The following is a 15,589-nucleotide window of genomic DNA, read 5'->3' on the forward strand; positions in this document are numbered from 1 at the left end:
TTTCCTACGCCCCACCTGCGTGAGACCCGTTCAAGGGAACTCCGCTATGGGCACAACACAAATCAAGCGGGAGGTGCCGTGATGAACCTTTCGGTTGACGACGCCAAGGCGCAGGCCAAAGCACTTCGCCAAGCCTTGCAGACGGCCAGAACTTCGGTCAGCCACGCGCAGGCGCTTGAACTTGTCGCCAAGCAGCATGGCGCACGCGATTGGAACACTCTGCATGCGCGGTTGTCCCAGAGAAATGCACCACCCGAGCTTGCCTTGGGCGACTTGGTGTCCGGCAAATATCTCGGTCAGGCGTTCTCGGGGCAGATCATCGCCCTGTCCGGACCTTCACATCTCCGCCAAATCGAGATCAAACTGGACAAGCCGATCGACACCGTCACGTTCGACAGCTTTTCAAACTGGCGCCATCGCATCCGAGGCACGCTGGGGGAGAACGGGGAGAGCCACCGCAAGACGTCCGACGGCAATCCTCAGTTGGTCGTCGTCAAAAAAGCCTGATTGGCCGCCTTTGCGTTCTTTCCCGATGAACGAAAAATGGGCCGAGTGTTCCCACTCGGCCCGCTATGGTCGTTCCCCATAAAGCGTGATGAGGCCTTGCCTTATTCCGCCGCGTCGCGCTTGGGCAGCACCCAATTGGCGCGCGGGAAATGGCAGGTATATCCATTGGGGAACCGCTCCAGATAATCCTGATGCTCGGGCTCGGCTTCCCAGAAATCACCTACGGGTTCGACTTCGGTCACAACCTTGCCCGGCCAGATGCCGCTAGCGTTCACATCGGCGATGGTGTCCAGCGCGCAGTCCTTCTGCGCATCGTCCACATAGTAAATCGCCGAGCGGTAGCTCAGACCACGGTCATTGCCCTGACGGTTCAGTGTGGTCGGATCGTGGATCTGGAAGAAGAACTCCAAGAGTTTGCGATACGAGATCATCGACGGATCAAAAATGATCTCGATCCCCTCGGCATGGGTGCCGTGATTGCGATAGGTGGCGTTCGGCACATCCCCACCGGTATAGCCCACGCGGGTGTCCAGAACGCCGGGCAACTTGCGGATCAGATCCTGCATTCCCCAGAAACAGCCACCGGCCAGAACAGCACGTTCAGTCATGCCACATCCTCCACTTGATCCAGATAGGCGCCATAGCCTTCGGCCTCCATGTCGTCGCGATGGATGAATCGCAGGCTGGCGGAATTGATGCAATAGCGCAGACCACCGCGGTCTTTCGGACCGTCCGGGAACACATGCCCCAGATGGCTGTCCCCATGGGTCGAGCGCACCTCGGTGCGGATCATCCCATGGCTCAGGTCGCGCAGCTCGTTGATATGCGCGGGCTCGATCGGCTTGGTAAAGCTCGGCCAGCCGCAACCGGACTCGTACTTGTCGGCACTCGCAAACAGCGGCTCGCCGCTGACGATGTCCACATAGATGCCGGGTTCCTTGTTGTGCAGGTATTCCCCGGTGCCGGGCCGTTCCGTTCCGCTTTCCTGCGTGACGTAGAACTGTTCCGGCGACAGCGTTGCAATCACGTCCGGGTTCTTTTCGTATTTCGCCATGCGGGCACCTCCATTGGTCGTCCAGAGCCTATAGATGGCGCGCAGAATGCCAAGTCCAACCCTTGTTACAGCACGGTCTCCGGGTCGTGAGCCGCGATCCTTGGTCGCCCCGTCGCCTCGACCACGATGCGTGCCTCGACGAACATCTCGCGCGCTTCGATTTCGGCCCGTTTGACGTCGCGCCAGACCTGCACATGGACCGAGGCCGCGCCCGCCGCTTCGGCGTCTTGGGTTGCGGCCGCGCTGAGGCTCGCCTCAAGCATTGCTATGGCGGCATCCGCATCGCGGAAATCCTGCGGGGCGTCCGGCAGGTGCGCCCGGAACAGCCCTTCCGACGGGCAGCTCACCAAACCTTCGCGCAACATCCGGATCCGGCCCGTGACAGCGCCGATGGCATTGGCCACATCGCCATGATCCGGCAGCAGCATCTCGGCATTGAGGTACTGTCCGACCGCCGGATAGGTCGTCTGCGCCGACGCACCCAACCCCACGACGGGAACCGATAGGCCCGCCGTCAGATGCACCAGCCCCGGCGTCTGCCGCAATCCCCGCGCCATCAGCGGATGTTGGGCAAGCGCGGTCGGATCTTCCATCCCGTCTTCGGCAAATGCCGCCTCAAGCAAAGCGGTTCCGGTGGCTAGGGTCAACGTATCGACGATCTGTTCAGCCATCTCCTGTGGAGTCTGGGCGTACCGCTCCCCCGATCCCGCGCGATTGCGTGCCAGCAAGGCCAAAGCCTTTTCCGACGCGGTGGCGTCCCAATGCGCGAACCGCCCCAGCACATGCAGCGCATCCGTCGGCGTTGGCCCCGCGACCTGCACCAACCCGCGCAACACGAGAAGCCGCAGCGCCTGCGCCTCTAGCCGCGACTGCACCACGCCGCCCAAAGGCTGCGGCGCAACGGTGATCCGGTCCAGCACGACCTGCGCCCGCTCCGGCAGACCAACCGCATCCTGCCCTTCAACCCGCCGCACGAAACGCGCATCGTATTCGCCGGGAACGGGCCGGTTCATCTGCTCGTCCAGCGCCTTGTGCACCACCTCGGGCGCATCCTGCGCCACAAGCGCCACCGGCAGCACGCGCCTTGGCCCAAGCGCCACACCACCGGTCAGGCCCTGGCTGGCCAGATGCACCTCGCTGTCCCCGCCCAGCCCGTGCGTGCGCATCGCCACCGCCTCGACCATGGTGCGATGCGGACCGACCCGCGCGCCATCCGGGTCGATCACCGGCTGACCATTGCGCAGCACAGCGATGTCGGTTGTCGTGCCACCTATGTCCGACACCAGCGCCTGATCCGCCCCGGTCAGCCAACGCGCACCGACGATCGAGGCGGCAGGCCCGCTCAGAATGGTCTCAATGGGCCGTTCCTGCGCCTGTGCCGCCGACATCAGCGCGCCATCACCGCGCACCACCATCAGCGGCGCCTCGATTCCCAGCTCACGCAACGCGCCCTCGGCCCGCCCGATGAGCCGATGGGTCAACCCGATGAGCCGCGCATTTAGCACAGCCGTCAACGCCCGCTTCGGCCCCCCAAGCTTGGCCGACAATTCATGCGAACAGGTCACAGGCCGCCCAGTCGCCGCCCGCACCGCGTCGCGCGCGGTCACCTCATGCGCCGGATTGCGCGTGCCGAACTGCGCCGCGATGGCAAAGGCCGATACGTCCTGTGCCGCCGCCCAATCGGCGATCACGGCGGCATCCAAGGGGGCCACCTCGGCCCCGCTGTGGCTGTGCCCACCTGCGGTCACCAGCACAGGGTCACCCGCCAGAGCCTCGGCCAGCCCCTGCGCCGCTAGATCGCGTTCGGAAAAGCCGATATAGATCAGCGCCACCCGCGCGCCCTGCCCTTCGACCAGCGCATTGGTGGCCAAGGTGGTCGACAACGACGCCAGCGCGATGTCCGCCGGAGACACAAAGGATTGCGCCAGCACCGCCTTGACCGCTTCGCTGACACCAATGGCCAAATCGTGCCGCGTCGTCAGTGCCTTGGCACTGGCGATCACCGCCTCCTCGTCGCGCATCAAGACGGCGTCGGTATAGGTGCCGCCGGTGTCCACACCCAGTAATATTGCCATAAACGGGCCTCCTGCGCCTGACCTAGACTAGTCGCGCGCCCCGGCCCGCGTGTTTGCGACATCGGCAAGTCGCATCGCGGCCCAACGCGCCGTTTCGGCCACGGTTTCGTCGGGATCATCGACCAACGCCTGCGCCACCCCCCGCAAGCGCGGCGACCGGGAATTGCCAATGGCATAAAGCACGTTGCGCACAAACCGGTTGCGCCCGATCCGCTTGATCGGGGACCCCGAAAACCGCTCCCGAAACCCTGCATCGTCCAACTGCGCAAGCTCCGCCAGATCGGGCGCAACCAATTCCTCCCGCGCGTGGTACTTCACTTCTGCCGCACGGCTGGCAAACTTGTTCCACGGACAGACGGCCAGACAATCGTCGCAGCCATAAATGCGATTGCCCATCAACCCGCGCAGGTCTTCATCCACTGGCCCGTGATGCTCGATCGTCAGGTAGGAAATGCACCGCCGTGCATCGAGCTGATAGGGCGCGGGGAACGCATCTGTTGGGCAGACATCCAGACAGGCCCGACACGATCCGCAATGATCGACCTCTGCCGCGTCGGGTGTCAGATCGAGCGTCGTGAACACCGACCCGATAAAGAACCAAGACCCCAGCTCCCGCGACACAAGGTTCGTGTGCTTGCCTTGCCAGCCCAGTCCCGCCGCCTGCCCCAAAGGCTTTTCCGGAACGGGGGCGGTGTCGACGAACACCTTCACCTCACCCCCGGCTTCAGAAATCAGCCACCGCGCCAGCCGCTTGAGGCGCTTCTTGACCACATCATGGTAATCGCGGTTCTGCGCATAGACGGAAATCGCCGCCTGCTCGGTCTGCTCCAGTACCTCCAAAGGATCATGCTCTGGCCCGTAATTCTCCGCCAGAACAATGACCGACCGCGCCTCTGGCCAAAGCACCTGCGGCGCACCGCGCCAATGCGCCCGCTCAGCCAGCCAGCCCATCTGACCGTGATAGCCTGCATCCAGAAACGCCTGCAGACGGTCTGGAACCTCGGGCACATCCCAGGGCCGGCAGATCCGACAGGCCGAAAACCCTTCGGCCAAAGCCTGCGCCTTGACCTGCTCCGTCAAATCCATGACGGCCTGCTTTTCTTCTTGCCACAAATATCCCGGGGGTGTGGGGGCTGGCCCCCACTCCTCGCTGCGGGATCAGAAATCCAGATCGGCATAATGCGGCGGCTGCGGGAAACCCGGAACCTGATCGGCGAGGATCGACCGAAACGCCGGGCGCGACTTGATCTTGGCGTACCAGTCCTTGACCACGGCGCTGCGGTTCCAGTCGACATCGCGGATGTAATCCAGCGACGACAGATGCGCGGCCGCCGCGAAATCGGCAAGCGTCATGGTATCCCCCGCCAGCCAGCGGCGATGATCCAGCAGCCATGCCATGTAATCGAGGTGATACTTGATCGCCTTGGCCCCCGCCTTGACGTTCGCACTGTCCGGAAAGCCCTGCTTGGTGACCTTCTTGTTCACCCGCTCATAGAGCAATTTCGAGGTCACCTCGTTGTGGAACTTGTCATCAAACCAGCCCACAAGACGCCGCACCTCGTAGCGCGCATCCAAGGATCGGGGCATCAACGGGGGCTCGGGATATTTCTCTTCGAGATATTCGCAGATCGCCGCACTTTCCGCCATGGTGCGACCGTCGATCTTGAGAACGGGCACCTTGGCAGCGGGGTTGCGGCGCAAGAAATCCGGGTCTTTTTCCCAGTATTTCTCTTCCACCAACTCACACTCGATCTTCTTTTCCGCAAGGCTCAGCCGGACCTTCCGGCAGAACGGCGACAACGGAACATGATAGAGTTTGGCCATGTGACACAGGTCTCGAGGGTTGGTGGATCAGTCGCCCTCTAATTGCCGCGAAGCGCCCGGCAATACAATGGCCCGCTGCCGGTTTAATCCCCGGCGCGCGGTTTTCGTCTCACCCAAAGGGCATCAGTTCTGGAAACAGGCGGCACGCCCATCCTGGTTGATCGTTTCAGCCCCGGCCCGGATCGACCGGGCGCGGCGCTCGACAAAATTGCTCGGGTTCGAGGCGGATCGCGACTTGGGCGCAGGCAAAACCGCCGCCAGCCGCGATGCCTGAAGCGCGCTCAGATCGCGTGCATCAACACCGAAATAATGCCGGGCGGCGGCCTGCACGCCGAACACGCCTTCATCGAATTCGGCCACGTTGAGATAGAGTTCCAGAATGCGCCGCTTTGACCACATGGCCTCGGTCACCGGCGTGAGCACCGCCTCCATGCCCTTGCGCACCCAGGACCGGTCCTGCCAGAGAAACACGTTCTTCACGACCTGCTGCGAAATCGTCGATGCGCCCCGCGCGCCGCCCGCTTCGATGGCGGCCTGAATCGCTTCGACGTCAAAGCCCCAATGCAGGCAGAAATTCGCGTCTTCCGCCGCCACCGCAGAGCGGAACATCACCGGCGCGATCTGATCGGCATCGACCCAGACCTGATCGACAGGCGCGCCCAGACGACGCCCCTCGGACCACATCGTGTGAGTTGTCGGCGGGTTCACCACGCCGAAGAGGCCGACCACAACCAGACCGAAAACAATCAGCGCCAGCCCCGTCCGAAACCCCCATTTCACCACCCAGCGATAGGGCGCGAGGATCTTGTCGACCACACCGGGCTCCTTGCGGGCACGGCTGCGTTCGGCCTTCGGCTTGTCCAGCCGAGGCCCCTGCTGAGGAGTAGGTTTGGGTTTTCCGCCTGCCATCGCAGGCACATTAGGCGCAACTGCCATGCAAGAAAACATCCCCTCTGGTCCTGTCAGTCCCGAAACCTGCGCGCCGAATTCGGTACAAGCTGGGCCAGAGCATGGCGACAAGATGAAATCGGTTTACTTTCCGCCCCGATCCCGGGACATCACACCCATGCTTCTGGTTCTTGCGCTTCTTGGGTTCTATCTCGGCAGCCTTGCGATGGCCTTTGCCTTTACACTGCCACGTCAGGCGATGGTGCAGGGGATCGGCCTGTTTGGGGTTGCCTGTCTCGCGGCACTGACCCTGTGGCTGCTGACAAAGTCCAACCTGATCGAAGCCTGGCTTTCAATCGCGATGATTGGCGTGGTCGCGCTGCCGGGTGGGCTGATCGGTCTTGGGCTTGCTCTGGGCGGATTCGTGCGGACCACCCTTCGTCACGGCGGGTGGAAACATTATCTGGCCTGCCTTGGCGCGGCTGCACCCGCCGGATTGGGCATTCTTGCAGCCTTTGCACTGTGATCCACTCATGACACCGACCTCCGAGCCGGCACAGGTATGTGCGGCGCGATTCGACTCCAGATGTTCAAGAGGACAGCGCGGTAATGACGGATCGGCCGTTCGAAAAGAGCTGCAAAACCGAAGCAGATCGACAGGGTCAGCATCAGAAGCACGAGGTTATACGCGGGAAGCGTTTCCGGAAGCGTTGCATCCAGCAGGTGCAAGGTCGGATAATGCACGAGATACAGCGAGAAACTGCCCCCCGCGATCCAACGCACCGTCTTGGCCAAGCCACCCTCGGTCCGTTTCGGCCAGGTGCCCGCCAGATGGCGCACACCAACCAGATGCAGCGCAAGGCACAGCGCGATCACGCAGTTCCACAAAACCTCGTTCGAATAGACCAGCACGGCATGGTGGTCATGAGGCGCCAGAACACGGGCAGTCACGCCTTCCAGATCGGCGGGGATGGACGACATCTTCATCATCACAAGCGCCGCAATGCTGCCGATGGCAAGGAACCACGCGCGGCTGCGGCCATGGCCGTCTGTCAGACTGGTGGAATGCCGCCAGACCCAGACACCAACCCACCAAGCCGGCAGCAGCGCCAGTGCCGGGACACCCACCAGAAAAACCAGCAGCAGCAGTACAGCAAGCCTCTGCACGCCTTTCAGGAACATCGCCGCACCAAAGATCAGGTAAAAGGCGACCTCGTAACTCAGCGACCAGATCGGGCCATTCGTGCCCAGACGCACCCAGTCGCCTGCGCCGGTCCAAAGCGGTGTCACCGTCAGGCCCCGCCACAGGAATTCAGCCAGCGACAGCTCCTGATAATAGGGGGCCTGATAGGCCGACATGTCGGTTGCGGTGCCCACGGCATCGAAGACCAGCGTCAGCATCAGTGCCGGGATCAGAACCGACATGACCCGGGTGATCCGGTTGAACGCGTAGCGCCCCAGCGTACCGTCCCGCTCGGCGGCATAGGCGATGACAACGCCGGAGAGCACAAAGAACACCGCCACAGCATCGCTCGCCACGTTCCAGTCGCGCAGAACCTGGTAGTCTCCCCCGGTAAACCGCGCATGCGCCATATGCCCGAACAGCACCGTCAACGCGGCCCCGGCCCGCAGCGCATCCAGCCAGAGGGAAAACCCCTGCGTCATATGGGCGTCGGCCACATCACCAGAACGACGGCCCCGCCCCTTGCGCAGCAGGCCCATTACGTTTTCGGCGCTTTCGACAAACGGTTTGAACAGAGCGGCGCCCAGCGTTTCGTAGGGCTGCGGCTGCCGTTCACCCTTGGCATCCGAAACACCAAAGGTCAGATCTTCGTAGCTTTCGGGAACGTAAAGCGTGCCGAACATCCAGTCCCAGATCGCGAAGATCGACCCGTAGTTCTTGTCATGATGCTTGACCGCGACCGAATGGTGGATCTGATGCTGGGCCGGGGAAATCAGGATATGTTCCATCACCCGGCCATAGCTGATCCAGATATGGCTGTGACGGAAGTTCGACCCCAGAGAGTTGAAGAGGAAATAGACCGCATTGGCGCCGCCGATGGTCACCATGCTCAACTCACCAACAAGGAAATAGAGCGCGAGACCCTGCGCGATCCCAACAAGAAGCGTCATCAGCAGCGAATTGATCATCGGCTCGAGCGGATGCACCCGCTGCACCGTCAAGGGCGTCAGCACATCCGCCGAGTGGTGCACAGCATGGAACGGCCAAAGCGCGCGCCATTCGTGATGGGCCCGGTGCGCCCAGTATTTGCAGAAATCGCTGACCACCACGACGATCATCGTCACAACAGCGACGCGCATCCATGTGGTCTCGGGCGGCGCATAATCGGCCCCGCCGAATTGCGCCAAGAGCCCATAGGCCACGGTCGTCGGGAAGAACACCGCGCCGAAGACACCCAGAACCGCAAACAAGCGCGATGCGAAGAAAAGCTTGATATCCAAAAGGTTGGAACGGTGCCGGTATACATCCTTGGGCAACAGCCACGAGGTGAACGTGCCGGGGCTGCCCCGGAATTTCCAGATCCCGAACGCGATCAGCACCGTGCAGAGCAGGTAGAAGATGGAGTACCGCACATTGAAATCGAAGGGCGCATCAAGCGTCGCTGCGATGAAGGCCTGCAGTGTTTCCATATCCCGAACTCCGATTGGGTCGGGATTGGCCTAATCCGGCAATTTGGCGGTATTGAGGCCCGTTTTTGTCGCCAATACGCGGGTCAATCCCCCGAAACGCAAACGACCCGGCCACAGGGCCGGGTCGCTGTCACGGGGTGCGGCCACGCCTATTCGGCGGGAACCGCTTTCTTTTCGATGCCGAGCGGATGGCTGATCTTGTCCAGCATCTCTTTCGGGCAGACCTGAACAAAGTTGCCCAGTTCGAGGTCCCAATGCTGGAGGATGTCCTGCGCCTTGCGGCTCATGGTTTCCTCCACATGGCGCTCGATCAGACCTTTCAACTGGTCGATCCAGTGATCCACGGTCACGGCGCAGGTCACGATGCTTTCGTGGTTCATCAGCGCCTGCGCCTTGCCCTCGGGATCATAGAGATACGCCATGCCACCGGTCATACCCGCACCGAAGTTGGCACCGATATCGCCAAGGATCACTGCAACCCCGCCGGTCATGTATTCGCAGCCGTTCGATCCGCAGCCCTCGACCACAACCTTGGCGCCCGAGTTCCGTACCGCGAACCGCTCACCCGCACGACCCGCCGCAAAGAGGTAACCGTCGGTCGCGCCGTAAAGCACGGTGTTGCCGATGATCGTGTTCTCTGCCGCCACCAGCGGTGACATCATCGGCGGACGCACCACGATCGTGCCGCCCGACAGACCCTTGCCCACATAGTCGTTTGCATCGCCCGACACTTCGAGCTTGAGGCCCGGCGCGGCGAACGCACCCAGCGACTGGCCCGCAGAGCCGGTCAGCTTGACCGTCAGATGGTTCGGTTGCAGCGCGTTGCGCATGCCGAACTTGCGCACGATATGCGACGAGGTGCGTGTGCCGACGGTCCGGTGCGTGTTCTGCACCGCGTAGGACAGTTGCATCTTCTCGCCATCCTCAAGGAACCGCGCCGCATCGCGCACGATTTCCGCATCGAGCGTATCCGGCACCGGGTTGCGCGGTTTGTTGCGGTCATAGACGATGTCATCCGACCCATCGACGCGGATCAGCAGCGGGTTGAGGTCCAGATCATCAAGATGATCCGACCCACGGCTGACCTGGCTCAGCAAATCGGCACGGCCGATCACGTCGTCCAGAGACCGCGCACCGATAGAGGCCAGCACGTCCCGCACTTCCTGCGCATAGAAGGTGATCAGGTTCACCACCTTGTCCGCGTTGCCGGTGAACTTGGCGCGCAGGGATTCGTCCTGCGTGCAGACACCGACCGGGCAGGTGTTCGACTGGCACTGTCGCACCATGATACAGCCCATCGCGATCAACGCAGCGGTGCCGATGCCGTACTCCTCGGCGCCCAGCATCGCGGCCATGACGATGTCACGACCCGTGCGCAGGCCACCATCGGTCCGCAGGGTCACGCGATCCCGCAGCTTGTTCATCGACAGAACCTGATGCGCCTCGGTCAGGCCCATTTCCCACGGCAAACCCGCGTATTTGATCGACGTCGCAGGCGACGCACCGGTGCCGCCGTTGTGGCCCGAGATCAGGATCACGTCGGCCTTGGCCTTGGCCACTCCAGCCGCAATCGTGCCGACGCCCGAAGACGCCACCAGCTTGACCGTCACCTTGCAGCGCGGGTTGATCTGCTTGAGGTCGTAGATCAGCTGCGCGAGGTCTTCGATCGAATAGATGTCATGGTGCGGCGGCGGTGAAATCAGCGTCACACCTTTGGTCGAATGGCGCAGACGGGCGATCAGGTCGGTGACCTTCATCCCCGGAAGCTGACCACCCTCACCGGGCTTGGCACCCTGCGCGACCTTGATCTCAAGCTCTTCGCACTGGTTCAGGTATTCGGCGGTCACACCAAAGCGACCCGACGCCACCTGCTTGATCTTCGCAGACGGGTTGTCGCCGTTCGGCTCCGGCACAAAATGCGCCGGGTCTTCGCCGCCTTCACCCGAGTCGGACTTCGCACCGATCCGGTTCATCGCGACGTTCAGCGTCTTGTGCGCCTCGGGCGACAGCGCGCCCAGCGACATGCCCGGCGTCACGAACCGTTTGCGGATCGACGTGATGCTCTCCACCTGCTCCAGCGGGATCGGCTCGCCCAGCGGCTTGATCGCCAAGAGGTCGCGCAGATGGATCGGCGGGTTGGCCTGCATTGCCTTGGAATAGGTCTTCCAGATCTCGTAGGACGCCTTGTTACACGCCATCTGCATCAGGTGCATCGTCTGCGCACCCCAGGCATGGGTCTCGCCTGACTTGCGCGCCTTGTAGAAGCCACCAATCGGCAGAACATCCTGACCACCCCGGAAGCCCAGCGCGTGGATTTCCTCGGCCTTGCGCTGAAGACCGTTGAGGCCGATGCCCGAAATGCGGCTCAGCATGCCGGGGAAGTATTCCGCGCACATGGCACGGCTCAGGCCCACGGCCTCGAAGTTCAGACCGCCGCGATAGGACGAGATGACCGAGATGCCCATCTTCGACATGATCTTGAGCAAGCCCTGATCCACGGCCTCGCGGTACTTGGCGACGGCCTCGGTCAGTGTCAGGTCCAGAAGACCACGCTTGATCCGGTCATTGAGCGAATCCTCGGCCAGATAGGCGTTCACCACGGTCGCACCGGCGCCGATCAGAACGGCAAAGTAATGCGGGTCGATGCATTCCGCCGACCGCACATTGATCGAACAGAAGGTCCGCAGACCCTTGCGGGTCAGGTGGCTGTGCACAGCACTGGTGGCAAGGATCATCGGCATCGCGACCTTGCCTTCGCCGCAATGCTCATCCGTCAGAGTGATGTGACCGGCACCCGAGCGCACGGCGTCTTCCGCCTCTGAACGGATACGCTCCAGCGCAACCTGCAAAGCACCCTGTTCGCCCGTCGTGGGGAAGGTACAGTCGATCTCGCAGAGACCCGCGTTGAAGTGGTTGGCCAGTTCCTTGAACTGCGCATTGCCGACAAACGGGCTGTCCAGAACAAGGATCTCGGTCTGCGCGCTCGACTCGTCGAGCACGTTCTTCAGGTTGCCGAACCGTGTCTTGAGGCTCATCACGCGGTATTCGCGAAGCGAGTCAATCGGCGGGTTGGTCACCTGGCTGAAGTTCTGGCGGAAGTAATGCGACAGCGGCCGGTACTTCTTGGACAGAACCGCCGACGGCGTGTCGTCGCCCATCGAGGCCACAACTTCTTTGCCGTCCTCGGCCATCGGCGCAAGCACCTGCTCAAGCTCTTCGATGGTGTAGCCAGCCGCGATCTGACGGCGGCGCAGTTCTGCGCCCTCGAACATCGGAGTCTCGGTGACCTTGGCCAGTTCCTCGTCCAACTCGTTGATCTTACCGACCCATTCACCAAAGGGCTGGCTGGCCGCGAGTTTGTTCTTGATCTCGACGTCGTGGTAAAGCTTGCCTTCCTGCATATCGACGGCCAGCAACTGCCCCGGCCCCAACGCGCCCTTTTCGCGCACTGTTCCTTCGTCAACCGGAACCATGCCCGCCTCGGACCCTGCGATCAGCAGACCGTCACCCGTCACAACATAGCGCATCGGGCGCAGGCCGTTCCGGTCCAAACCGGCACAGACCCAACGACCATCGGTCATGGCAAGGGCTGCGGGGCCGTCCCACGGCTCCATCACCGAGTTGCAGTAGGAATACATGTCGCGCCATGCCTCGGGCAGTTCGATGGCCTGCTTCGACCACGACTCGGGCACCAGCATCGTCTTTGCCATCGGCGCATTCCGGCCCGCGCGGACAAGCACTTCGAACACCGCATCCAGAGCCGCCGAATCCGACGCGCCATTGGCGATGATCGGCTTGATATCGTCCGCCATGTCGCCAAACGCAGACGAGGCCATGCGGATCTCGTGGCTCTTCATCCAGTTGACGTTGCCCTTGAGCGTGTTGATCTCGCCGTTATGCGCCAGCATGCGGAACGGCTGCGCCAGCCACCATTGCGGGAAAGTGTTGGTCGAATAGCGCTGGTGGTAGATCGCAAACGCACTCTCGAACCGCTCGTCCTGCAGGTCGGGATAGAACTCCGCCACCTGTTCAGCCAGCATCATGCCCTTGTAGATGATCGACCGGCAGGACAGCGACGCGATGTAAAGCTGACCGATGCCAGCCGCCGCAGCCGCCTTTTCGATCCGGCGACGGATCACGTAAAGCTCGCGCTCGAATGTCTCTTCGTCCACGCCTTTGGCGTTCGAAATGATGATCTGCTCGATCTCCGGGCGGGTCGCGTTGGCCTTCTCGCCAAGGCAATCCACGCTCACCGGAACGTGCCGCCAGCCGTAGATGTAATAGCCCATGCGCAGAACTTCGGTTTCCACGATGGTCCGGCAGGTTTCCTGTGCACCGAAATCGGTGCGCGGCAGGAAAACCTGGCCAATCGCCATCAGCTCGTCCTTGCGCGGCTCGTGGCCGGTGCGCTTGATCTGGTCGTAAAAGAAGGGGGCCGGGATCTGCACGTGAATGCCCGCGCCATCGCCGGTCTTGCCATCGGCATCCACAGCGCCTCGGTGCCAGATCGCCTTCAGCGCGTCGATCCCCGCCTCGACCACCTTGCGCGACGGCTTGCCGTCAAGGCTGACCACAAGGCCCACACCACAGGACGAATGCTCGTCTTCTTCTGAATAGAGACCGTTCTCCGCCATCCATTTGCGCTTGGCTTCCTCGGCACGGACCCATTCTGCATCATACTTGGTCATGGCGTGTCTCCTTCGACAAAAGGGTTGTTCGCTTCGTATTGCGCCTGCGTCGCGCGCTTATGATCGCCTTTGAGCTGGCCATAGGCCGGGGCGCGGTCGCAGTAGATTTCTGAAATCACCGGGAACGAATCCGCCGCAGGGAACAGCGCAGGCATCAATTCGTACTCGGCATCGTCTTCGTTGTTTCGCAGCCAGAGGTTCGTCCCGCAGACCTCGCAAAAGCTGCGCGAGGCGAAGGGCGTCGAGGCGTAGGTCTTGGTCGGACCCTCGACTTGCACCGCCTCGGGCTTGGCAAGGAAATACCCTGTGAGCGTTCCCGACCAGACGCGGCACTTCCGGCAATGGCATATGCCTACCGCGGCGACATAGTCACCCTCCACGCGGATGAGCACATCCCCGCAGAGGCACCGCCCCTCAAGCGTTCCGGTCCGCCGGTAAGGAGCGGCAAGATCGCTCATTCGGCCGCGACGGCGCTTGCACCGTTCAACTGGCGCAGCACCGCCTCGGCGCAGTCGCGCCCATCACGGATCGCCCAGACGACCAGCGACGCACCACGCACGATGTCGCCCACGGCATAGACACCCGGAAGCGCGGTCGCACCCGTAGTGAATTCGGCCTTGATCGTGCCCCAGCGAGTCACTTCCAGTTCCGGTACACCCCAGAGCGTCGGCAGCTCTTCAGGCTCGAAGCCCAGCGCCTTAATGACAATGTCCGCCGGTTCGACATAATCCGAGCCTTCGATCACCTCGGGCATCTGACGACCGGTCGCATCGGGCAGGCCCAGACGCATCCGTTCGACGATCACGCCATCCACGGGATCGCCGGTAAAGCCCTTGGGCGCGGTCAGCCATTCGAACTGCACGCCTTCTTCCTCGGCGTTCTGCACCTCGCGCTGCGAACCCGGCATGTTGGCGCGGTCACGCCGATAGAGACATTTGACCGACTCGGCACCCTGACGGATCGCGGTGCGCACACAGTCCATCGCCGTGTCGCCACCGCCGATCACGACAACCTTCTTGCCCGCCGCGTTCAGCTTGCCGCTGTCAAACTCTGCAACCTCGTCGCCAAAGCTCTTGCGGTTCGACGCGGTCAGGTAATCCAGCGCCTTGACGATGCCATCGGCACCCGACCCCGGGCCACCCAGATCGCGCGACTTGTAAACGCCGGTCGCGATGATCACCGCGTCATGCTGCGCGCGGATCTCTTCGAACGACATGTCCTCGCCGATGTTGCAGTTCAGGACAAAGCGCACACCACCCTTTTCCAACTGCTCGTTCCGGCGCATGACAACCGGCTTCTCAAGCTTGAAACCGGGAATACCATATGTCAGCAGACCACCCGCACGGTCGTAGCGGTCATAGACAGTGACCTGCACACCCTGTCGGCGCAGCACATCCGCCGCAGCCAAGCCACCGGGACCAGCGCCAATGATCGCAACACTTTCCTTGCGCTCCTGCGCGGGTTTGATCGGCAGAACCCAACCTTCTTCCCACGCCGTGTCGGTGATGTATTTCTCGACAGACCCGATGGTCACGGTGCCGTGGCCGGACTGTTCGATCACGCAATTGCCTTCGCACAAACGGTCCTGCGGGCAGATGCGGCCACAGATTTCCGGGAAGGTGTTGGTCGCCTGGCTGACCTCATAGGCCTCCTGCAACCGACCTTCTGCGGTCAGGCGCAGCCAATCGGGGATATTGTTGTGCAGCGGGCAATGCGACTGGCAATACGGCACACCGCACTGCGAACAGCGGCTGGCCTGCTCCTTGGCCTTCGCATCGGCATATTCGGCATAGATCTCGTGGAAGTCCGCACGCCGCTCTTCGGCCGCACGCTTTGTCGGCATGTCGCGTTCAACTTTGACGAACTTCAACATCGGCTGCTTTGCCATGGCGCATGTCCTT

At 62.3% G+C, this 15,589-nt stretch carries 12 protein-coding genes; 2 read left to right on the top strand and 10 right to left on the bottom strand.

The annotated features are described in order from the left end of the window. Nucleotides 1–81 precede the first annotated feature (81 nt). Complete coding sequence (locus MRY75_RS07435; RefSeq protein ID WP_292306551.1) at nt 82–507, top strand: glyoxalase superfamily protein; 426 nt, start codon at nt 82–84, stop codon at nt 505–507. 101 nt (nt 508–608) lie between these two features. Here the strand turns inward: MRY75_RS07435 and msrA are convergent, their stop codons facing one another. From msrA to mtgA, 6 genes are all read right to left on the bottom strand, one after another. Then, entirely contained in the window at nt 609–1,115 is a 507-nt protein-coding gene (gene msrA / locus MRY75_RS07440) for a peptide-methionine (S)-S-oxide reductase MsrA (protein WP_292306552.1), read from the bottom strand. Next, nucleotides 1,112–1,561: a peptide-methionine (R)-S-oxide reductase MsrB gene (gene msrB, locus MRY75_RS07445; protein ID WP_292306554.1), complete on the bottom strand. Its 450-nt coding sequence runs from the start codon at nt 1,559–1,561 to the stop codon at nt 1,112–1,114. The genes msrA and msrB overlap by 4 nt, the downstream gene beginning before the upstream one ends. 65 nt (nt 1,562–1,626) lie before the next feature. Further along, nucleotides 1,627–3,636 carry a hydantoinase/oxoprolinase family protein gene (locus tag MRY75_RS07450; RefSeq protein ID WP_292306556.1) on the bottom strand — a complete coding sequence of 670 codons (2,010 nt, stop codon included), beginning with the start codon at nt 3,634–3,636 and terminating at the stop codon, nt 1,627–1,629. 27 nt (nt 3,637–3,663) lie between these two features. Further along, nucleotides 3,664–4,722 carry a tRNA epoxyqueuosine(34) reductase QueG gene (gene queG, locus MRY75_RS07455; protein WP_292306557.1) on the bottom strand — a complete coding sequence of 353 codons (1,059 nt, stop codon included), beginning with the start codon at nt 4,720–4,722 and terminating at the stop codon, nt 3,664–3,666. A gap of 72 nt (nt 4,723–4,794) precedes the next feature. Next, a complete protein-coding gene (locus tag MRY75_RS07460) occupies nt 4,795–5,460 on the bottom strand; it encodes a glutathione S-transferase family protein (RefSeq protein ID WP_085632337.1) in 666 nt (221 codons plus the stop codon). A 123-nt stretch (nt 5,461–5,583) separates the two neighbouring features. Further along, nucleotides 5,584–6,396 carry a monofunctional biosynthetic peptidoglycan transglycosylase gene (gene mtgA, locus MRY75_RS07465; RefSeq protein WP_292306561.1) on the bottom strand — a complete coding sequence of 271 codons (813 nt, stop codon included), beginning with the start codon at nt 6,394–6,396 and terminating at the stop codon, nt 5,584–5,586. Nucleotides 6,397–6,526: 130 nt separating this feature from the next. Between mtgA and MRY75_RS07470 the strand changes: the two genes are divergently transcribed. After that, nucleotides 6,527–6,874, top strand: a complete 348-nt coding sequence (locus MRY75_RS07470) for a hypothetical protein (RefSeq protein ID WP_292306563.1) — start codon at nt 6,527–6,529, stop codon at nt 6,872–6,874. 5 nt (nt 6,875–6,879) lie between these two features. On the opposite strand, the gene MRY75_RS07475 is transcribed toward MRY75_RS07470, so the two are convergent. From MRY75_RS07475 to MRY75_RS07490, 4 genes are all read right to left on the bottom strand, one after another. Next, nucleotides 6,880–9,000, bottom strand: a complete 2,121-nt coding sequence (locus MRY75_RS07475; protein WP_292306565.1) for a sterol desaturase family protein — start codon at nt 8,998–9,000, stop codon at nt 6,880–6,882. Between the two features lie 149 nt (nt 9,001–9,149). Further along, nucleotides 9,150–13,688, bottom strand: coding sequence for a glutamate synthase large subunit (gene gltB / locus MRY75_RS07480; RefSeq protein WP_292306566.1), 4,539 nt, complete (start codon nt 13,686–13,688; stop codon nt 9,150–9,152). Further along, the gene (locus tag MRY75_RS07485) at nt 13,685–14,146 is read right to left on the bottom strand and encodes a GFA family protein (RefSeq protein WP_292306567.1); all 462 of its coding nucleotides are present in this window, start codon (nt 14,144–14,146) and stop codon (nt 13,685–13,687) included. Before MRY75_RS07485 ends, gltB begins: the two co-directional genes overlap by 4 nt. Further along, nucleotides 14,143–15,576, bottom strand: coding sequence for an NAD(P)-dependent oxidoreductase (locus MRY75_RS07490; protein WP_292306568.1), 1,434 nt, complete (start codon nt 15,574–15,576; stop codon nt 14,143–14,145). The genes MRY75_RS07485 and MRY75_RS07490 overlap by 4 nt, the downstream gene beginning before the upstream one ends. Nucleotides 15,577–15,589: the final 13 nt, after the last annotated feature.

Origin of the sequence: Marivita sp., from assembly GCF_022763305.1 — a bacterium.
Lineage (GTDB): Bacteria > Pseudomonadota > Alphaproteobacteria > Rhodobacterales > Rhodobacteraceae > Marivita.